16 protein-coding genes are annotated in these 20,113 nt (G+C 73.3%); 5 read left to right on the top strand and 11 right to left on the bottom strand.

Going from position 1 to position 20,113, the window contains the following annotated elements; translation table 11 throughout:
* The first annotated feature begins 14 nt into the window (after positions 1-14).
* The gene (locus tag K8556_RS14365) at positions 15-482 is read left to right on the top strand and encodes a hypothetical protein (RefSeq protein WP_223740635.1); all 468 of its coding nucleotides are present in this window, start codon (positions 15-17) and stop codon (positions 480-482) included.
* A gap of 6 nt (positions 483-488) precedes the next feature.
* Here the strand turns inward: K8556_RS14365 and K8556_RS14360 are convergent, their stop codons facing one another.
* The 3 genes from K8556_RS14360 to K8556_RS14350 form a co-directional block, all read right to left on the bottom strand.
* The gene (locus tag K8556_RS14360; RefSeq protein ID WP_223740634.1) at positions 489-1,253 is read right to left on the bottom strand and encodes a DUF5953 family protein; all 765 of its coding nucleotides are present in this window, start codon (positions 1,251-1,253) and stop codon (positions 489-491) included.
* 72 nt (positions 1,254-1,325) lie between these two features.
* On the bottom strand, positions 1,326-2,705 hold the full coding sequence (locus tag K8556_RS14355) for a hypothetical protein (RefSeq protein ID WP_223740633.1): 1,380 nt from the start codon (positions 2,703-2,705) through the stop codon (positions 1,326-1,328).
* Positions 2,706-2,794: 89 nt separating this feature from the next.
* A complete protein-coding gene (locus K8556_RS14350; RefSeq protein WP_223740632.1) occupies positions 2,795-3,175 on the bottom strand; it encodes a hypothetical protein in 381 nt (126 codons plus the stop codon).
* A 463-nt stretch (positions 3,176-3,638) separates the two neighbouring features.
* Between K8556_RS14350 and K8556_RS14345 the strand changes: the two genes are divergently transcribed.
* From K8556_RS14345 to K8556_RS14335, 3 genes are all read left to right on the top strand, one after another.
* On the top strand, positions 3,639-4,634 hold the full coding sequence (locus K8556_RS14345; RefSeq protein WP_223740631.1) for a class I SAM-dependent methyltransferase: 996 nt from the start codon (positions 3,639-3,641) through the stop codon (positions 4,632-4,634).
* 94 nt (positions 4,635-4,728) lie between these two features.
* Positions 4,729-5,532, top strand: coding sequence for a hypothetical protein (locus tag K8556_RS14340; RefSeq protein ID WP_223740630.1), 804 nt, complete (start codon positions 4,729-4,731; stop codon positions 5,530-5,532).
* 44 nt (positions 5,533-5,576) lie between these two features.
* Positions 5,577-6,968, top strand: coding sequence for a wax ester/triacylglycerol synthase family O-acyltransferase (locus K8556_RS14335; protein ID WP_223740629.1), 1,392 nt, complete (start codon positions 5,577-5,579; stop codon positions 6,966-6,968).
* 17 nt (positions 6,969-6,985) lie between these two features.
* On the opposite strand, the gene K8556_RS14330 is transcribed toward K8556_RS14335, so the two are convergent.
* From K8556_RS14330 to K8556_RS14300, 7 genes are all read right to left on the bottom strand, one after another.
* Positions 6,986-8,326 carry an FAD-binding oxidoreductase gene (locus K8556_RS14330; protein WP_223740628.1) on the bottom strand — a complete coding sequence of 447 codons (1,341 nt, stop codon included), beginning with the start codon at positions 8,324-8,326 and terminating at the stop codon, positions 6,986-6,988.
* Between the two features lie 181 nt (positions 8,327-8,507).
* Positions 8,508-9,899, bottom strand: coding sequence for a sigma-54 dependent transcriptional regulator (locus tag K8556_RS14325; protein WP_223740627.1), 1,392 nt, complete (start codon positions 9,897-9,899; stop codon positions 8,508-8,510).
* Complete coding sequence (locus tag K8556_RS14320) at positions 9,896-11,437, bottom strand: ATP-binding protein (RefSeq protein ID WP_223740626.1); 1,542 nt, start codon at positions 11,435-11,437, stop codon at positions 9,896-9,898. Before K8556_RS14320 ends, K8556_RS14325 begins: the two co-directional genes overlap by 4 nt.
* Before the next feature lie 16 nt (positions 11,438-11,453).
* Complete coding sequence (locus K8556_RS14315; protein WP_223740625.1) at positions 11,454-14,486, bottom strand: FrgA protein; 3,033 nt, start codon at positions 14,484-14,486, stop codon at positions 11,454-11,456.
* A gap of 50 nt (positions 14,487-14,536) precedes the next feature.
* On the bottom strand, positions 14,537-16,624 hold the full coding sequence (locus tag K8556_RS14310; protein ID WP_223740624.1) for an RDD family protein: 2,088 nt from the start codon (positions 16,622-16,624) through the stop codon (positions 14,537-14,539).
* 167 nt (positions 16,625-16,791) lie between these two features.
* A complete protein-coding gene (locus K8556_RS14305) occupies positions 16,792-17,058 on the bottom strand; it encodes a GlsB/YeaQ/YmgE family stress response membrane protein (protein WP_120561959.1) in 267 nt (88 codons plus the stop codon).
* A 109-nt stretch (positions 17,059-17,167) separates the two neighbouring features.
* A complete protein-coding gene (locus K8556_RS14300; protein ID WP_223740623.1) occupies positions 17,168-17,902 on the bottom strand; it encodes a 16S rRNA (uracil(1498)-N(3))-methyltransferase in 735 nt (244 codons plus the stop codon).
* A 66-nt stretch (positions 17,903-17,968) separates the two neighbouring features.
* Here K8556_RS14300 and K8556_RS14295 point away from each other — a divergent pair, with 66 nt between their 5' ends.
* On the top strand, positions 17,969-18,964 hold the full coding sequence (locus tag K8556_RS14295; RefSeq protein ID WP_223740622.1) for an asparaginase: 996 nt from the start codon (positions 17,969-17,971) through the stop codon (positions 18,962-18,964).
* Positions 18,965-19,198: 234 nt separating this feature from the next.
* Here the strand turns inward: K8556_RS14295 and K8556_RS14290 are convergent, their stop codons facing one another.
* On the bottom strand, positions 19,199-20,065 hold the full coding sequence (locus K8556_RS14290) for a 50S ribosomal protein L11 methyltransferase (protein ID WP_223740621.1): 867 nt from the start codon (positions 20,063-20,065) through the stop codon (positions 19,199-19,201).
* Between the last annotated feature and the right edge of the window lie 48 nt (positions 20,066-20,113).

Here is a 20,113-nt window from a genome sequence, read left to right as displayed (position 1 = left end):
CACAAGGAAACCCCATGAAGAGCCTGCTGGTTGGAATGATGTTGGCGTCGACGCTGGGGGCCGGTCCCTCGAAGACGGTGGACCTGGTGGGCACGGTGCACAGCGAGGACATCGGCAACCAGAGCTCCAGTCGGGCCACGTGGCTGCCCACGCAGCCCAAGCGCATCGAGCAGTTCGAGTTCCACCTCAAGCGCCCCATGAAGGCCGTGCAGCTGGAGTACCAGTGCCACCTTCAGGACACCGGTGATTCGGGGTGGCTGCCCGAGGGAACGCCCTGCGGGACACAGGGCGAGTCACGGCGCCTGGAGGCCTTCGGCATCCGGCTGCGCGGAGAGGGGGCGCACCTGTACACCGTGCGCTACTGGTGCAAGGTGGAGGGCATGGCGCGCCCCATGGGTCCGCTCACGGACGGCGCGATGTGCGGCACCACGGGCGAGGGCCGCAAGCTGCTGGGCATGCAGGTGGAGCTGGTGCGCAAGTAGTCGCGTTCAAGTGCGAACGCGTCCGCCGATGGCCGGGAAGCGCTCGTAGGTTCTCAGGAGCGTTTCGAGGTGGATGGGGTTGTCGAGATCGAGCGGCTCCTCGGTGAGGCGGACAATCCATCCACCTGTCGCGGTGCGCCGGGCTCGCGACAACAACTCCGCGTCGCGTGCCGGGTCCGGGAATCCGATGTGGCGCGCGGTAGCGGGCGACCAGTAGTTGAGCCAGCCCAGGCGGTGGGGACATTCCGGCGAAGAGATTTCCCGTGCGAGCTTGAGAGCGGGCAGCCCGCGAGGCGGAGGCTTTGGATTCGCTGCCTGATTCTTGGTCTGACGCGCGATCTCCACGCCTGCGGGGAAAGGCGTCGCGTGGCCCCAGAATGCGCGCGCTCCCTCCGCGATACCTTCCAGCAACTCCCCTGCCGCCGCGAGGTTGCCAGCACTCATCGGCATCTCCGCGTGGACGTCGAGCAACGGTTGACCTCCCGGCCCGGAGTCCGCTGAGATCTCCAGTCCATAGACCGTCACCAACTCACTCTCGTTGGGCCCATTGCAGACGAGAGGAAACCCGGGGCCATCCGACCTGCCACCGAGGACCCATTCGTCCCGTTGGGGCAGGGGATAGGGACTCCCTTCGGAGGAGATCGCCCAGTCCAGGCGCAAGCCAGGGATGGCGCGCTCCATGCCGTGGACGACGGCAAGAGGGCGGCTGTCATTGCCTGCGAGCGCGGGCGCGTAGGCAATCATGACGAGGTCATTTCGCTGCATCGCCATCCCTGCACCACATGCGCGAGCGAGGTCGCGCTCACGCAGCGACTCTATTGCCTGCTGATCAGGCACTGTCCTTCAGTTCTTCTCCGGCAGCGACCAGTTCATCTGGAAGCGGTGCGTGCCGTTGGGTGCGCTGTCCAGCCAGCCGGTGATGCTGTCGCTCTTCGCGAGCAGGGGGCCCAGCTCCGTGCTCGCTCCGAAGAACGCGGCCAGGCGCTCGTCGCCCATCACGTCCATCAGCGACACCTGGGACAGGCCCCTGGCCAGCTTCTTTGGATCCAACGTGAACTCCACCGCGCGCTTCAGCGGCCCGCCCTTCTCCGGCAGCGCCGCGAGCATCGCCTGCGTCACCGTGGAGTCGTTGCCGAACACCAACTGCTTGCCCTTGAGCCGCACGTAGACGCTGCCGCCCTTCGCCTCCATCGCGTAGCCGTCCTCCAGCGCCTTCGCTCCCGGGAACTTCGCCAGCGGCGCCAACGCCGCCTTCACCGCCGCCGCGTCCGTCACCTCCGCCGCCAGCGCCTGCTTCGCCGCGAAGAAGCGCACCTCCGGCTTGCGCAGCGACCCCCGCACCGCCACCGAGTCCACCCCGAACAACACCTGCCCCGTCAGTTGCTTCGCCAGCGCGTCCGTCACCGCCTTCACGTCCGCCGCCGGGCACGCGGGACACACCGTCCGCACCGCGTCCGCCACCGACTCCACCGCCTGCGCCACGCCCGTCGGCGCCACCTGCGCCCTTGCGAAGAGCAGGCCCGCGGGGGCCATGGCGCCGTAGGGGCTCGTGCCCCTGGCCAGGAAGGGCGGCAGGGGCAGCTTCGCCGCCGTGCCCTCCACCTTCAGCCCCGTCGCCGTGCCGTCCAGCGCCAGCACGCCGTCCTTCGTGGACACGAACAGCACCCCCGGCACCGTGGCCATCCTCGCGTCCGCGGCCGGCGCCTTCTGCGCCACCAGCTTCGCGGCCTCCTTGCGGAGCGCGTCGTCCGAGTCCGTGCTCAGGAAGGCGCAGGCCTCCTGGCCCTTGATGACGTAGCCGCCGAAGCCGCCCGTGGCGCTGGGGGCTCGCAGCGTCGTCACGCCCTTCACCGTGCCCGCCTTCACGTCGCCGCTGCGCGCGAGCACGTTCGCCGTCGCTTCCTGGAACACCTTCGCGTCCTTCACCCGCGTGCACGCGATGCGGCCGTCCTGCCGCATGGACACCGTCAGCGGCCCCGTCACGTCGATGCCCTGCGCCTCCATCAGCTCCGGCTTCCCCAGGTCGAGCTGGAGGATGGGGTGCAGCTCGCCGCGCCAGGCCTCCGGGTTCAGCATCTGCGAGGACGCCCCGGCCCGCGTCAGGAACGCGTTCAACCCCTGGAGCTGATTTAGCTGCGGAGCGTGGAGGACCGTCACCGTGGAGGCGGCGACGCGAGGCGCGGGTGCGGCCGCCAGCGTGGCGGCGAGTGCGAGGGCGAGCATGCCCCCACCTGAAAGCGCCCCACCGCCCCTGTCAAGGCACTCCCACCGGGGACGCCCACCACCAACGTCCGCGCGGCGCCCCGCCTGCCCTACGCCGGCAGGCGCCCCGTGTTGGCCCAGTCAATCATCCGCTCCGCCAGCTCCTCCGCGTGGCGGCGCAGGTAGGCCAACTGCAACACCTCGTCGTCCGTGCGCGCCAACGCCAGGCGCACCCGCAGGCTGTCCACGAACCGCAGCACCTGCCCGATGCTCAGCGACGCCCGGTCCTCCAGCGCCCCCGCGAACCCCGCCACCTCCGCCTCCGCCGTGAAGCCCTCCGCCAGCAGCGCCGCGACGAGCACCGGCCGCGCCACCCGGTGCTCATGCGCCCGCGCGTCCTGCAACTGGAGCCGCCACGGCTGCGCCTCCCACCGCGCCTCGCCTTCGACGTTCTCCGCCGGCTCCCGCCCACCCTGCGTCCGCGATGCCATCGCTCGCATCATCCGTGCCCCCTCTTCCAACGAGACCTGGGTCCATCCTCGGAAGTGACCCGCAGCCTTCTCCCCCTCGATGACCAGGGTTCGCGGATGGGCGGCTTTCCAGAAAAAACGCACTCCACCTGCTTTCTTGCCCACCCGGAGGGATGCTTGGACTGTCATTCGCGGACGCTCCCGTGCAGGGGGAAAGCCTCTCGCCGGCGACGTCTCCGGTTCGCCGGCGAGAGGTCACCGGGAGCCCGGTGCCTTCCTGCTTTGAGGGATTGTCGCGAGGCGCCGTGAGTGGATTCGGCCCCCGGTGCGGAGGCGGGTGTTCACGTGGGGACAGTGGGCGGCCCCCGGGACGGATTGGGTTGGACCCTCGCTCTACCGCATCGTTCGGAGTCCGGTTCCGGGGGACGGGGTGGTCGACCGCGTCTTTGTCGGGACCCTCACGGCCTTCCGGGGGGAAGCCACCATGTCGAACCTGCTCGACCTGCCGCGTCAGGCATTGATGGATTTGCGCTCGCGCCTCAGCCACCTGCCGCTCGTGTCCCACTTGCACCGCCGGCACTCGCCCAACAGCTTGGCCCTGTCCAGTCCGGCGCCGCAGGACTCGATGCTGGCGGACCCACAACGCGTGGAGATGTGGCGCCGCGCGGTGGAGCGCTACGTGCGCCCCAACCAGGTGGTGGTGGACGTGAAGGCCGGCACCGGCCTGCGCACCTTCCTCGCCGCGCACCAGCACCCGCGCAAGCTGTACGCGGTGGATGACTCGCGGCTGCTGGACACCACGCAGTGGGTGGCCCGCCGCAACGGCCTGGAGCGCATCGACTTCGTGCGCGAGCCCACCTGGCACTTCCAGCCGCAGGAGAAGGCGGACGTGCTGCTGCACGAGCTGCTGGGAGATGCGCTGCTCGACGCGGGGCTCGTGCCCCGGATGCTGGACTTGCGCTCGCGCCTGCTCAAGCCCGGCGGCCGCATCCTCCCCAACCGCTTCGAGGTCTACGTGGAGCCCGTGCAGCTCCGCGAGGAGGCGTGCGTCCCGTTCATCTGGACGCAGCACCTGCCGCACGTGGACTTCCGCTGCCTCCAGTCGCTGCGCGAGGCGATGAGCCCGTCGTACTTCACGCGGCTGGTGCGCTCGTACGAGGTGGACCACCTGCTGTGCGAGCCGGAGCCCGCGTTCGGGTTCGACCTGGAGACGATGCGCGCGGAGGGGCTGCCCTCGCGCGTGCGCATCCAGCGGCCGGTGGAGGAGGACGGGCGGGTGGACGGCTTCTGCCTGTTCTACAAGGTCGCCTTCGACGCGGAGCTGGCCTTCGACGTGTCCCCCATGCGCGAGCGCAACACCACGGCGATGACGCTCCTGCGCGTGGAGCCTCGCGAGTTCAGCCGCTACGACACGCTGGACTTCGAGCTGGAGCTGCCCAATCCGTCCGACCCGCGCACCTGGCGGTGGCAGTTCACCTGACGGCAGTGCCGGAGCCTGGAGTGATGCCCGGTGGACAGCCTTCCTGTCTCCGGGTGTCGCCGCGGGTGGGCGCACTGCGTAGCTTGCAGGGCGCATGCGACCGCTCCGGCTCCTCGTCCCGCTCCTCATGTCCGCCGCCGCGCTGCCCGCGGCGGCCCAGGCCCCGCGCACCGTGGCGGGCGTGTGTGGCCGCACCAACTGGGTCTGCGTGGCGGAGTGCATCGACGCGGAGTGCGTCGACAAGTGCATGCGCGAGGGGTGCGAGGACGCGCTCAAGCGGCTGAAGGCCTGCACCAGCAAGGCGGCCTGCGCGCCGGATGACTCGGCGTGCGCGGCGAAGTCGTGCGGCCTCACCTGCGAGCGGTCCTTCGAGCCCGCGCCCAAGAGCCCGGAGAAGCTGGTGACGAACCCGTGCGAGGGCGACAAGGCCCCGAAGGGCACGGCGGTCCCCAAGGAGCTGGTGGGCACGTGGGTGCTGTCCGCGGCGAGCATCCCGGACACGGATCAGGGACAGGCGGAGCGCATCGACGTGCAGCCCCGGTCCGACTACGCGCGGGCGCTGCAGGTGACGCCGGAGGGCTGCTTCGTGCTGCGCACGAAGCTGGATGACGCGACGCTCGGGCGCGGCAGCACGCTGGACGTGCGCGCGTGGGGCCGGGTGGAGGTGAAGGACAAGAAGCACCTGGCGCTGCGCACGCAGGACGGTCAGGCGGTGGGCCCGGTGTGCGGCAAGCAGCGCGTGGTGCCCCTGTCCCAGGGGAAGTTCAAGGGCGGGGAGTTCACGTACGCCTTCGAGGAGAAGGACTCGCTCGTCCTCACCGTGCCGGGCGCCACGCGGCAGACGTTCCAGTTCGAACGGGAGAAGCAGGAGGCGCCGGAGCCTCCGCCCAAGCCTTGAGGAGGACCTTGCCCCCACCGGGGCGCACGGGTGAGAAGGACGCCATGGCAGGCCGCGAGCGGATGGCGAGCATGGACGCGGCGTGGCTCCAGATGGAGGAGCCCGCGAACCTGATGATGATCACCGCGGTGCTGTGGTTCGACGGCGCCATGGACCTGGAGCGCCTGCGCGCGGTGGTGCGCGAGCGGCTGGTGGAGCGCTACCCGCGCTTCCGGCAGCGGGTGGTGCCCGGGCCGCTGGGCGCGCCGCACTGGGAGGACGCGCCGGACTTCGACCCGGACGCGCACCTGTCCACGCTGCGCGTGCCGGAGTCCGCGGGACACGCGGGGCTGGAGGCGCTCGTCGGGGACTGGCTGGGCGTGCCGCTGGAGCGCTCCCGTCCGCTGTGGCACCTCCACCTGGTGCGGGGCGCGCCGGGCGGGGACGTGCTGCTCGCGCGGCTGCACCACTGCATCGCGGATGGCATCGCGCTCGCGCGGGTGCTGCTGTCCCTCACGGATCCGGTGGAGGCCCCCGGGGCGCCCGGGCCGCGCGCGGTGGAGCTGGAGGAGGGGAGTGAAGTCACTCCGTCCGGACCGGAGCGGCCGCCGGGCGCTCCGGGCTGGCTGCGGCTGGCCCGGGGTGCCCGCTCCGCGCTGCGCAAGGGCGCGGAGCTGGTGCGCGAGCCCATCCTCGCGGGCGACCTGGTGCGAGAGGGCGCGAAGGGCGCGGCGGCCCTGGGCAAGCTGCTGGTGCTGCCGCCGGATCCCCGCTCTCCGTTGCGCGGGCCCCTGGGCCCCCGGAAGCTCGCCGCGTGGTCGGAGCCCATCGAACTGGAGCGGGTGAAGGCCGTGGGCCGGACCCTGGGCGGCACGGTGAACGACGTGCTGCTCACGGTGGTGACGGGCGCGCTGCGGCGCTACCTGGACGCGCGCGGCGCCCCGCCGGAGGACGTGCACGCGCTGGTGCCGGTGAACCTGCGGCCCCTGGACGTGCCGGTGCCTCGCGAGCTGGGCAACCGCTTTGGCGTCGTGTTCCTGCGGCTGCCCGTGCACCTGGCGGAGCCGCGCCGCCGCTTGCGCGAAGTGGCGAAGCGGATGGAGGAGCTCAAGCGCTCTCCGGAGGCCGTGGTGACGTTCGGCGTGCTGGAGCTGCTGGGGCGCACGCCCGCGGCGCTGGAGCGCGCCGTCGTGGACGTGATGGGCACCAAGGCGTCGCTCGTCGCCACCAACGTGCCCGGGCCGCGCCAGCCGGTGTCGCTCGCGGGCAGCCGGCTGGAGGGGCTCACGTTCTGGGTCCCCCAGGCCGGCCACGTGGGCCTGGGGGTCAGCCTCTTCAGCTACTCGGGGCGGGTGACCGTGGGCGTGGCCTCGGACGCGTCCCGCGTGCCCGACCCGGGGGCCCTCGTCGCCGCGTTCCAGGACGAGCTGGACGCGCTGGCGGCGCTGGCCCCCTGAAGGGCCTTCGCTGGCGGCTACTTCGCGGCGAAGAGCTTGTGCGGGTCGTACTTGCCGCGCACTTCCTTGAGCTTCGCGCGGATGGCGTCCGGCCAGGCGCTGTCGAAGTGCGCCGCGTCGCGGACCTTGCCCATGAAGTTGATGGCCATCTCCGGCGACAGCCACGACTTCAGCTCCGCGCGCAGGCCCTCCGTGGCGCCGGGCAGCACCGCCTCGAACAGCGGCGGGTGCATGCCCACCAGCCCGACGAGGAAGTTGCCGTTGCGGCCGCCCACCGCCGAGCCGCCCGCCACGTCCTTCTGGCTCGCGCCACCCAGGTGCCGCAGCTCCAGCATGAAGTACGGCGTCTGCGCGCCCGCGCCCACGTGGCGCAGCAGCGTGGTGACCAGGTCCTGGTCCACGTGGCTGAGCATCATGCCGCTGGTCCACACGGGGCTGGGCTGGTCCGGATCATTGTGGATGCGCGCCATCTGGGTCGCGGGCAGCTCGCCCAGCATGTCCAGGTAGAGGGGCGCCAGCGCGCGCAGGGGCGCCGCCAGCTTCGCGCCCTCCTCCAGGGAGCCCGGGTAGGCGAAGCGCAGGTTGATGACCGTGCGGCCGCGCAGCGGGGGCGGGATGAAGTCGAACGGCGGGAAGCGCATGACGGCGATGCTCGTGGACACGCGCGCGTCCGCCTCCGACGTCCACTTCACCCAGCCGCGCAGCACGGCCTCGATGTGCTGCTCCTCGAAGAAGAGGCTGCCCGCGTAGAGCGAGCGCAGCTCCACCAACTGGACCTTCACCTCCGTCACGATGCCGAAGCCGCCCTTGCCGCCGCGCAGGCCCCAGAACAGGTCCGGGTGCTTCTCCGCGCTCGCCTCCACCGTCTCCCCGTCACAGGTGACGAGCGTGTAGCCCACGACATAGTCGGAGCTGACGCCGTGGCTGCGCACCAGCGGCCCGAAGCCGCCGCCCAGCAGGTAGCCCACCACGCCCACGTTCAGGGACGAGCCGGCGATGGGCGCCAGGCCGTGCTTCGCCGCCTCCGCGACGACGGGCTCCCAGCGCGCGCCCGCGCCGATGGTGGCGACGCGCGTCGCGGGGTCGATGCTCACGTGATTCATCGCCTTCGTGGAGAGGAGCACGCCGGAGGTGATGGGCACGTCCGTCCCGTGCCCCGTGGCCTGCACCGACACGGGCAGGTGGTTCTCCCGGGCGAAGCGGATGGCCTCCACCACGTCCTGCGTGGACTTCACCGCCACCACGTACTGCGGCGAATGGGTGACCACGACGTTGAAGCCGGCACACTCCGGGGCATAGCCCGCGTCGTTGGGGGTGTAGACGGGGCCGCTCACGCGGCCGGCGAGGGTCTGGGTCATGGGGCGTTGCTCCTTCGTGTCAGCCAGCCCCTGGGGGCCGGGAGGGGGACTCGGGTGCGCTGCGGTGCCGCGTCCAGGGAGTACGAGCGCGAAGCAGCATAAACCTGGAAGTCAGGTCCGTACACGGAAGCGCGGTGTGAAAACACGGCCCGCGCTCCAGCGGGCCGGCCCCCCGGCACCCCTACAGCAGGCCGTGCTCCTCCAGCTTGTTGTAGAGCGTGCGCCGGCTCACCCCGAGCAGCCGCGCCGCCAGCGTGCGATTGTCCCCCGAGCGCTTCAGCGCGTCCACCAGCGCCTCCTTCTCCACGTCCTTGCGCCGTGACTCCAGCGTGACGGAGTCGGACGGCGACGGAGGCGGCGGCGCGGCGACGGGCGGCGGCGCGAGCCCCGGCTGGCGGGAGAGTTCGCGCGCCACGTCCTCGCCCGAGAGCACGGGCCCGTCGCAGAGCACCACCAGCCGCTCCAGGAAGTTCTGCAACTGGCGCACGTTGCCGGGCCACGGCTGGGCCTGGAGCGCGCGCAGGCCGTCCTCGCTCAGGGTGAAGGGAGGCCGGCCGTTGGTCTTCGCGTGCACGTCCAGGAAATGGCGGGCGAGCGGCGCGATGTCCTCCGGGCGCTCGCGCAGCGTGGGCAGCCAGAGGGGCACCACGTTGAGCCGGTAGAAGAGGTCCTCGCGGAAGGTGCCCCGGCGCACGCCGTCCTCCAGCGCCTGGTGCGTGGCCGCGACGAAGCGCACGTCCACCTTCACCGTCTGGGTGCCGCCCAGCCGTTCGAACTCGCGCTCCTGGAGCACGCGCAGCAGCTTCACCTGCACCGCGGGGGACACGTCGCCAATCTCGTCGAGGAACAGCGTGCCGCCGTGCGCCAGCTCCACGCGTCCGGGCTTGCGCGTGGCCGCGCCGGTGAAGGCGCCCTTCTCGTAGCCGAACAGCTCGCTCTCCAGCAGCGTGTCCGGGAGCGCCGCGCAGTGCAGCTTCACGAACGGCCCCGCGCGCCGGGGGCTGTGCTCGTGCAGGGCCCGCGCGGCCAGCTCCTTGCCCGTGCCGGACTCGCCGCGCAGCAGCACCGTGGCGGTGCCCTGGGCGGCCTTCACCAGCAGGGCCTTCACCTGCGTCATCGCGTGGCTTGCGCCCATGAGCAGGCTGTCCAGGCCGTCCGGCGCCTTGCCGGTGCCGCGCGTGGGCTCCGGGTCCCGGCTCGCATGGAGCAGGGCCTTCCTCAGCGTGAAGAGGAGCTCCTCGCGGTCGAAGGGCTTGAGCACGAAGTCCGCCGCGCCCGCCTTCATCGCCTCCACCGCGAGCGGCACCGTGCCGTGCGCGGTCATCAGCAGCACGGGCACGTCCGGCCAGCCGCGCCCCACCTGCGCGAGCAGCTCCATGCCGCTCATGCCCGGCATGCGCACGTCGCTCAGCACCACGTCGATGGGGCGGCGCGCGAGCAGGGCCAGTGCGTCCTTCGCGCTGGAGGCCGGATGCGGCGTGAGGCCCGCCTGGGTGAGCAGCGCGCCCAGCACCTTGAGCAGCGCGGGATCATCGTCGACCACCAGGACGTGGCCCTTCAGTGCGTCACTCACGCGGCTTCTCCCTCGGGTTGCGGGGCCTGGGAGGCGGGGGCCGCCGGCAGGCGCAGGCGCAGCAGGGTGCCATGGCCCTCGCCGCTCGTCAGGGACGCGGTGCCGCCGTGCGCCTCCGCCACGCGCCGCACGAAGGCCAGCCCCAGGCCGCTGCCCGTCGCCTTGGTGGTGAAGAAGTCGTCGAAGGCCCGCTCCCGCGTGCGCGCGTCCATGCCGGCGCCGGTGTCCCGCACCTCCACCACCACCGCGTCGCCGTCCCGCTGCGTGCGCACGGTGAGGGTGCCGCCCCCGGGCATGGCCTCGAAGGCGTTGCGCACCAGGTTCTCCAGCGCGTTGGCGAGCAGGTCCTCGTCGCCCGCGCACGCGGGCAGGTCGGGGGCGAGCTCCTTCTTCAGCTCCACCGCGCCTGGCGTCGCGAAGGCCTGGAGCGACAGCACGCCCTCCACCAGCCGGTTCAGGTCCAGCGGCCGGCGCAGCGGCTCCACTCGCGCGAGGCGCTGGTAGGTGCCCGCCACGCGGTCCAGGCGCTCCACCTGCTCCAGCAGCAGGTCCAGGAAGTCCCCGTGCGCGTCCCAGGAGTGGCCGCGCGCGTGCTCCTCCTTCAGGTACTGCGCGGCGCCCTTGAGCGCGGCGATGGGGTTCTTCAGGTCGTGCGCCATCTGCGCGGAGAAGCGGCCCAGCGTGGCCAGTTGCTCCAGGCGCTCGCGCTGGGTGACGAAGGCGGTGACGCCCCGCCGCGCCGCCGCCAGCAGCGAGAAGGTGATGGCGGTGGTGCCCACGACGAGCGCGCCGGACTCGGCGGCGAAGACGCGGAAGAGCGTGAGGTAGGCGAGCACGCCCACCAGCGCGAGCACGACGGCGTGCATGGCCGCGTTCGTGGCGCGCGCGTCCTTGCCGAAGAGCTGGAAGCGCAGCGACGCGGTGGCCATCACCGGCAGGCCCAGGAGCGTGCCCACGTTGCCCAGCTTCGGCACGGGCAGGGCCATGTCCGCCGCCAGGTCCGTGAGCAGCAGCGCGACGAGCAGCGTGAGGCCCAGCAGCATCAGGCCCGCTCGCGCGCGTTCGTCCGGGGAGCCCTCCGCGCTGGCGTGGCGCAGGTGGCGCGTGAGCAGCACGAAGCCCGTGGCGAGGATGGGGATGACGCCCACGGCGACCGCGAGCCCGAAGCGGAAGGTGTTGATGCGCTCCTCCAGCGCGGGCACGCCCATGGCGATGAGCATGGTCAGCGCGAGCGCGCCCATCACCGCGTAGGTGCCGTAGAGCACGCGGGCGGAGCGGCGGCGGCGGCCCACGAACGCGAGGATGAAGTGCACCGCGCACGGCAGCGTCATCAGCGCCGCGGCGAAGCCCATCAGCCGCCAGCCCGTGTCCCCCGAGCGCGCCAGCCCGAAGGCGGAGAAGTTCCAGGTGGACAGCGCGATGGAGAGCAGCGACAGCGGCAGCGCGAGGGGGCTGCGTCCCACGCGGGCGAGCGCGATGCCGGCGAGCGCGAGCTGCCCCGCGCACGCCAGCAGGCTGAGCCACATGGCGCCCGTCATCGCGCGCCTCCGTGGCTCAGAGCATGCCCAGCCGGCGGGCGTTGGCGGGGTCGACCGCCGCGGACTCCCAGCGCCGCACCGCGGCCTCGCGCTCCGCGTCGGGCGAGTCCGCGTAGTAGCCCAGCGTGTCGTGCAGGGCGCGGCTCAGCTCCTCGATGGCGGCGAGCCGCACGTCCAGCTCGCGGTGGCGCAGCGCGGCCACCAGCCAGTCCGCGCGGCGGCGGCTGCGGTTCTCCGCCCACCACGCCGACCACTGGCGCGGCTGGAGCCCCAGCGTGGCGCGGGTGACTTCGCGCAGGGCCTCCGCGGCGGCCTGCGCGCACATGGCGTCGTCGCTGCCGGTGAGGTTGATGAGGCCCTCGATGGCGTCGCGGTCGTGCAGCGTGCCCAGGGCGCGGGCCGCCAGCGAGCGGCGGAGCGCGTCCCGGCTGGCCAGCTCCTGGCGCAGGTCGCGCAGGGACGCGTCCAGGCGCGGCAGGTGCTTGAGCGCGGCGGCGGCGACCCGGGCGGCGCTGGAGATGTCCGGCTCCATGTCGAACAGGCCGCGCAGCACGCCGTCCACCAGCTCCGCGTAGGGCAGGTTGCCCGCGGTGAGCAGCGCCAGGTAGCGCGTGTCCGCGTCGTTCGAGTCCAGCAGCGGCGCCAGCGCGACGGCCGCGGGGCGGCCCAGGCGCGACAGGGCGGCGGGGATGGGGCCCAGCTCGTCCGCCTCCGGCAGCTCCACGACGGGCAGGCGGCTCCAGGCGGTGGGGCCGGGGAAGTGCTGCGCGAGCACCCGGGCGCTGGCCTCCGGCGAGCGCGCCAGCTCCGCGATGGCGCTGGAGCGCAGGGACGCGTCCGGGCCGGTGAGCCGGCGCAAGAGCGGCGTGAAGTCCGGCGGCGGGCGCTCCTCCGGGGACAGCACGCGCGGGGGCAGGGCGGCGGCGCGGCCCAGGTTGGCCACGCCGCCCCGGCCGAAGACGGGGTTCCACCCGAGCCCCGCGACCACGGCGGGCGCGGGGGCGGGCTGGACCGGGGCCGGGAAGCCGGGCACGTCCACGTCGATGCTGATGTCCTCTTCGGGCGCGCGCAGCTCGGACACGCGCTGCTTGCGGAAGAGGATGAGCTCCTGGAAGGCGGCCGGCAGGTCCTGGCAGAACAGGATGTAGTCGCTCAGGCGGCGCTGGCTCATCGGCTTCTGGCCGCAGTCGCCGTAGAGGATGGCCACGAGGCGGCCCTTCACCTCCACCGGGTACAGGAAGACGGTGCGCGGGGCCTGGCGGCCGAAGAGTTCCAGGTAGTGCCGCGTGAGCGCGTCCGGCGGCAGCGGGCCCGCGTAGCTGCCGCGCGTGACGGCGACGGTGCGGAAGACGCTGCTCGCGTCCAGGGGGATGGAGACCTGGGCGAGGGCGTTCGCGTCCCAGCCCTCGCCGCGCGAGTCCCAGCCACCGGCGGCGCCGCGCACGACGGCGAAGGCGGCCACGTAGTCGAACGTGCGGCGGCCGAAGCGCAGGGCCACGTCCAGCAGGCGGTCCAGGTCCCGCGTCGCCTCGCGCAGCGCGGAGCGGGCCTGGGGCAGCGTCCACTCCGGCACGGCGGCATCCGGCGCGCTGGAGGCACCCGGGACGGGGGCGGGCTCCGGCGCGCGGGGACGGTTCGCGCCCTGCGCGGACGCGGGGTTGCTGAAGATGATGAAGGACGGCTCGCCCCGGGGCGGCGCCGGGGGAACGGGAGGCTGGGTCGGCGTGGCGGCCTGGGCCGCGCGGGCCTGCTGCTCGGGCGCGGGAGGCCACACGGCGGGACGGGCTCCCGGGGGCTGCGAGGGGGCGCCGGTGCGGTTCGCGGACGGAGGCGTGCCCTGCGGGCCCTGGACGGCGGTGCCCGGTCGGGCGCCTTGTCCCGCTGTCGAGGGACCTTGAGGACCCGCGCCCTGCACGGTGGTGCCCTGGCCTCCGAAGCCCTGCGCGCCCGCGCCCTGCACGGTGGTGCCCGGTCCGCCAAAGCCTTGCGTCGCGGGACCCTGCGTGCCTCCGCCCTGCACGGTGGTGCCCGGACGGCCCGCGGCCTGCGGGGGCGTGGCGAACGCACCGGGCGCGGTGGGTCGACCGCCCTGGGCGGAGCCCTGCGGCGCTGGGGCGGGCGTGCCGGCCGGACCCACGGGCAACAGCACGGGCACGGGCTGCGGCGGCGGGAGAGGACGCTCTCCCGGCGGATAGAGCGTCGGCGGCCCGGCGTTCGCTGGCGCGCCCCGGGTCGGGGCCTGCGTGGGCGCCGTGGCGCGCGCGGGCGTGCCCGGCATGTTCAGCCGCAGCGGCTCGCGCGTGTACGCGGGGGGCGGGATGTCCGTGGGCGTCGGCGGCGGGGTGGGGCGCTGGACCGCGCGCGCCGTCGTCACCGGCCCCGCGGAGGTGTTCAGGCGCAGCGGCTCGCGCACGTACGCGGGCGGCGGGATGTCCGTGGGCTCGGGCTCACGCGAGGCGGCGGGACGGGCCGCCGCGGGCACGGGCTCCTGGGCCACGTTGCGCGCCAACTGCTCCACCATGTCCACCGTCATCGACTCGTCGTCCGGCGGCGGTGGCGGAGGCGGCGTGAGCGCTCCGGCCTGCTGGGCGACCGCCTCGGCCAGTTGCACGAAGCGGGGCGGCAGCGGCTGGCGGTAGATGATGGAGATCCACTCGCGCACCCGCAGCTCGATGGCGACCCACAGCTCCAGCGGCTTGCCCAGGAGGAAGCCGACTTCGTCCAGCTCCTTCTTGGGCACCGGATAGGCGCACGCCACGTGCAGCGTGTTGCCGTCCAGGGACAGGGGGACGACGCTGAGGCGCTCGGCGATTTTCGGGGGGATGAAGCTGGCGACCTCGAGGTTGGGCTCGAAGTCCACCAGGTTCACGGGCCGGAAGCCGGAGACCTCGCCCAGCATCGCGAGGACATCCGCTTCGGAGAGGCCGCGCTCCAGGAGCACGGTGTCCACGTGGCCACCCTGGGCCTGGTGCAGACGCAACAACTCCCCGGCCTGCTCCTGGGTCAGGAGGGCGCGCGAGACGAGGTGCTGGGCAAGACGCGAAGGCATGAAGGCCGCGGCATCTTACGGCCGCGGCCGCAAGGCACAATGAGCCGGTTTCAGCTCGGTTGGACGACGAAGGTGGACGTCAGCTTGTCATGAAGCGTCTGTCCGCGCCGGTCGAACAGCGCCATCCAGAAGCCGCCCAGGAAGAGAACAAAGGAAAGCCCGGCGAGCAGCGCCCGGAAGATGGCCCGGCCCGGGGTGGGTGCCATGCCATGGGTGTCCACCAACCGCAGGCCCAGGAGCAACCGTCCCAGGGTGCGTCCATTCCACAGGAAGGCCGCGACCGCGCAGTACACGGTGGCGAGCACCAGCACCAGGACCACGCCCGGCAGCAGCACGGAGTGCAGCGCGCGCAGCCAGGCGACGAACGCGTCCAACCCGGTGAGTCCCGGCTGCGGCCCCTTCACGCCCGCGACCGACGAGGCCAGGGTGATGTAGGCCGCCGCCACGGCGCTGATGGCCGCGGTGTCGACGGTGAAGGACAGCAGCCGGCGCCACAGCGAGGCGGGCCGTGCGTGGACCTCGCCAGCGGCCGGGACCGCCGAGGGCGCGGGGGCCTTCGACTTCGCGGGGGCGGCGGGGGCGGGGACGGGCGAGGCTTCCATGCGGGACACTCCCGGAGCGGGCGCCGGGGACGTCGCGAAGGCCGGCGTCTCCAGCGGGGGCAGGATGGCCGGGTCCTCCATGTCGGGAAGGCCCGGAGCGGCGTCCCTGCGAGCATCCATCAAGGGCAGGCCGGACGAGGCGTGGGCCGCCTCCCAGTGCTCGGCGGCCGACGGTCCGGGGGCCGCCGGATGGGGAAGACCGGACGAAGCCGCCTGCGGAAGACCGGAAGCGGGGGCCTGCGCGCCCCCCATCCGGGGCAGACCGGGGGCCTGCGCGGGCGCGTCCATGCGAGGCAGACCGGGCGCCCCCTGGACGGGGTTGCCGCGAGGTGCACCCGAGGCGGCCTGCGCGTGGGGGCGAGGAACGTGCGGCTCGGTGCCGTAGGCCGGCGTGGGCGCGGAGCCCGGACGGGGCTCCATGGGAGCCACCGGAGGCGGCGCGGCGCGAGGCGCGGCGACGCCAGGGTTCTGGAAGCTCGCCTCGGACAGGGCCGAGGTGGGCGCGGCGCGCGGAGGCACGGGAGCGGCGGCCATCGGTGGCACGCCCGGAGGCGGCGCGGCGGGGCGCGGAGGCTGCACGGCGCCCGCGGGAGCGTTCCCGGCGGGAGGCGTGGCGCGCGGAGGCATGGGAGCTGCGGCCCGGGGCGCCTGCTGCGCGGGAGCCGCCGTGCGAACCGGCGCATTGGCCTGGGGCGAAGCAGGGCGCGCAGCGGGAGCTGCGGCACGAACCGTCGCATCCGCGTGAGATGCATCCGCCTGGGGCGAAGCAGGACGCGCCGTGGGAGCCGCCGCGTGAGAGGCATCGGCCTGGGACGAAGCAGGACGCGCCGTGGGAGCCGCCGCGCGAATCGTCGCATCCGCGTGAGCCGGAGCCGCCGCGTGAGAGGCATCGGCCTGGGACGAAGCAGGACGCGCCGCGCGAATCGTCGCATCCGCGTGAGCGGCATCGGCCTGGGACGGAGCAGGACGCGCCGTGGGCGCCGCCGCGCGAATCGTTGCATCCGCGTGAGGGGCCTCGGCCTGGGGCGAAGCAGGGCGCGCAGCGGGCGCCGCCGCGCGAAGCGTCGCATCCGCGGGGCGAGCCACAGGCTGCGCGTTGGACGCGGCGGGACGACCCGTCACGTCACCCTGGGGCGCGGACGCGCGCACGGCCGCATCCGGCGGCACGGCGGCACGCGGCGCGGCGACCGGCGCCTGCGCGGGGGGACGGGGCGCGGCGGCGCGCGGCGCCATTCCCGGACGCACCGTCGGCGTCATGCCCGGCGGGGTGATGGGGCCGCGCGGCGGCTCCATCGCGAAGGCCGGCGTGCCGCGCAGCGTCTCCGGCTCCATCGGTTCGCTGTTCAACGTGATGGGGTCGTCGCCGCCAGCGTCCTGGGCCACACGGTCGCCGGACCTGCGGCGATCAATGTGGATGTCGCGGTCGAGCAGGCTGGGGACGGGGGCCACCGCGGGTGGGCGCGCGGCATTGGCGGCGCAAGCGGGGCAATCTCCGACCGGCGGCAGCGAGGCGCCGCACTTCAGGCACTTGGACAACGGATCCTCCCGGTGACGCGGACAACCGTCGCCATGAAAGGCCGCATTCAGGCCTGTAGCAAGAAAAGGACAAGCCCCCGCCGGTCCCTCGGCCGAGGAACCGTCAGGGGCTCGTTCGCACCAGCACCACCGCCCCTCGGGGAACGGCGCGTGTGGGGCGCCTCACGCTAGGCGTGGACGCGGCGCCGTCCCGCTGCTCCCACCAGGAGAAGCACGATGATGGATCCCACGACGGACATGATGATGCCCGAGGCATGCAGGTCGAACAGCCGGCCGTTGCGCTCGAAGAGCGAGCCGATGAGACCGCCCACCAGCGAACCCACCATGCCCAGCAGCGTCGTGGCCACCAACCCCATGCTCTGCTTGCCCGGCAGGATGGCCCGAGCAATGAGGCCCGCGATGAGGCCGATGATGATGAATGCGATGATCCCCATGAGAGTCTCTCCCGTGTGAGGGACCCGCGAGGTCCCCAATGGCAGAAACGTAGGAATCACCACACGGATCCGTGACCCGGGATGCAGGGGGGGGCCGTCCGCTCGCCTGCTAACCGAGCGAACCGTCCAGGTGCTGCATCACCGCGAGCGCCGCCAGCGCCGCCGTCTCCGTGCGCAGGATGCGCGAGCCCAGCGTCACCGGCCGCGCCCCCAACTCCCTCAATCCCTCCACCTCCTCGCGCGCGAGCCCGCCCTCGGGTCCAATCACCAGCGCCACCGGCGTCCCCGGCGCCACGCTCCGGAACGCCTCGCCCAGCGGCACCGCGGACTCCTCTTCATCCAGCACCAGCAGCAGCGTGCCCGGCGTCAGCGCGCGCGCCGCGTCCAGCAGCGGCCCGGGCGGGTGCACCACCGGCACGTCGTCGCGCCGGCACTGGCGCGCGGCCTCCTCGACGATCTTCGCCCACCGCTGGGTGCGCTCCCCGGCGCGCTTCGGCTCCAGCTTCACCACGCTGCGCGCCGTGGCCACCGGATGGAACGCGGTGGCGCCCAGCTCCGTGCCCTTCTGCAGCACCAGCTCCAGCTTGTCCCCCTTGGGCAGCCCCTGGAGCACGCGCATCTCCCGCGCGGGCGGCGTCACCCGCACGGCCCCCAGCACCAGCCGTACGGACTCCGCGCCAAGCCCGGTGACGCGCGCCTCGAAGGCGCGGCCCTTGCCATCGAACACCTCCAGCGCGTCGCTGTCCGCCAGCCGCAGCACGTGGACGAGGTAGTGGCGGCGCTCGCCCGTCAGCGTCACGTCGGCGGGGGCGGGGTCGGGCAGGGGGACGAAGAGGCGGACCACGGCGGCTTCCTTGAAGGGGAGGGCGCCCGGAGGATAGCCCTCCATGCTATGGCGCGCGAAACGCCCATGGCCACCCTCGTCATCGAGTCCACCCGCTCCGGCTTCGTCGAGTCCCTCCACACCGTGTCCGTCGCGGTGGTGAACGCGGAGGGCGCGCGCGTCGCGTACGCGGGTGACCCGGAGCGCGTCACCTTCTGGCGCTCGGCGGCGAAGCCCTTCCAGTCCCTGCCCATGGTCCAGGACGGCGCGGCGGACCGCTACGGCTTCGGCCCGCGCGAGCTGGCGCTCTCCTGCGCGTCGCACTCCAGCGAGCCCGAGCACCGCGCCCTCGCCATGCGGATGCTGAGCGCCTCCGGCTGCGAGGAGCGCCACCTGGCGTGCGGCCCGCACCCGCCGCTGTCTCCCGCGGTCGCGGAGGAGGCGCTGAGGGCGGGCGTGGTGCTCACGCCCCGCTGGAACAACTGCTCCGGCAAGCACGCGGGGATGCTCGCGCTGGCGCGGCACCACGGCTGGGACGTCCACGGCTACGCCAGCGACGGCCACCCGGTGCAGGAGCGCATCCAGGACGAAATCGCCAAGTGGACGGGCCTGCCGCGCGACGCGCTGGTGAAGGCCGTGGATGGCTGCCTCGCCGTCTGCTTCGGTCTTCCGCTCAGCGCCATGGCCACCGCGTGGGCCCGCTTCGGCGTCTCGGAGGCGCCCGCGGCCCGGCGCCTGCGCGAGGCCATGCTCGCGCACCCGGAGCTGGTCGCGGGCAGGGGCCGCGCGTGCACGGACATCATGACGGCGCTCGGGGGCGAGGCCGTGGTGAAGATTGGCGCGGAGGGCGTCTACTGCGCCGCGCTGCCCAGGGCCCGCCTGGGCGTGGCCGTCAAGGTGGAGGACGGCGACGCCCGCTGCGCCGCGCCCGCGCTCCTCGCCGTGCTGCGCCTCGTCGCGGAGCAGCAGGGCCTGTCCCTGCCCATGACGGGCCTGGCGCACCACGCGGAGCCGCGCATCCTCCACACCCGGAACGAAGTGGTGGGCTCCCTGCGCGCGGCCGGAACGCTCGCGTTCGTCTGAGGCCCGCTGTAGCGCGGAAGGTCACACGCGCCGCGCTCCCCGTAACCCGCCCCGCTACAACCGCGCCCGCGTCCTCTTGGAACGCCAAGGACACAGCGTCAGGCACGCGGACTGCAATGTCCGCCAGGCACACGGCGGGACTCGCGAGGTCCTGACGCCAAGGGGGAAAGCCTCGCGAGTCCAGATGGGGTCGGGATGGCGAACCAGTTTTCGCCGCCCGACCCCCTCTTGTTTCTAGCGCTTCAAGTCGATGCGCACCCACTCGCCCTGCTGCGCGCCCTCCAGCACGGTGCACCCCAGGGCGCGGTACGCGGCCTCCACGTCCGCGCGCTGGTGCGCGAGCACGCCGGCCAGCACCAGCCGGTCCTTCGCCTTGGGGACGATGAGGGGCGCCAGCTCAATCAGGGTGTTGGCCAGGATGTTCGCGAGCACCAGGTCGAAGGTGCCCGGCACCTCCGTCAGCTCGCGCCCGGAGATGTCCAGGTCGGGCGTCTGGTTGTCCGCGCAGTTCTCCTGGGCCAGCTCCACGGAGGTGGGGTCATTGTCGGTGCCCACCACGTGGCCCGCGCCCAGCTTCTTCGCCGCGATGGCGAGCACGCCCGTGCCGGTGCCCACGTCCAGCACGCTCGCGCCCGGGTGCGTGGCCATGAAGTCATCCACCGCCGCCAGGCACAGCGACGTGGTGGGGTGGTCCCCCGTGCCGAAGGCCATCTTCGGCTCGATGACCAGCTTCACCTTGTCCGCCGGCGCGTTCGCCACGTCCCAGGGCGGGCCCACCCACAGGCGGCCCACCTGCACGGACTTGATGAGCGACTTCCACTCGTTGCTCCAGTCCTGCTGGGGCTGCTCGTCCAGGGACAGGCGCGCGGTGGGGTGGCTCTCCGCCACCGCGTCGCGGGCCTCCTCCGCGCTCTCGCGGTCCTCGAAGTAGGCCACGACGATGGACTCGCCCTTCGCGGGGGCGCGCACGCCCGGCATGGTGGGCGTCTCCGTGTCGCGGACCTCCAGGCCCAGGGCGCCGGCCTCATGGAGCAGGTCCTGGAGGATTTCGGAGGCCTCCTCCGCGATATCGACGGTGAGTGACAGGTAGGTCTGGGACATGGCGCCCCTTCTACCGCACCCGGTGCGGCGTGGAAGCGCCGTCGTCGT

It is taken from the genome of Corallococcus sp. AS-1-12 (assembly GCF_020036995.1).
Lineage (GTDB): Bacteria > Myxococcota > Myxococcia > Myxococcales > Myxococcaceae > Corallococcus.
Note: the sequence above shows the minus strand (reverse complement) of the source record. Positions and strands in the feature narration are given on the sequence as shown.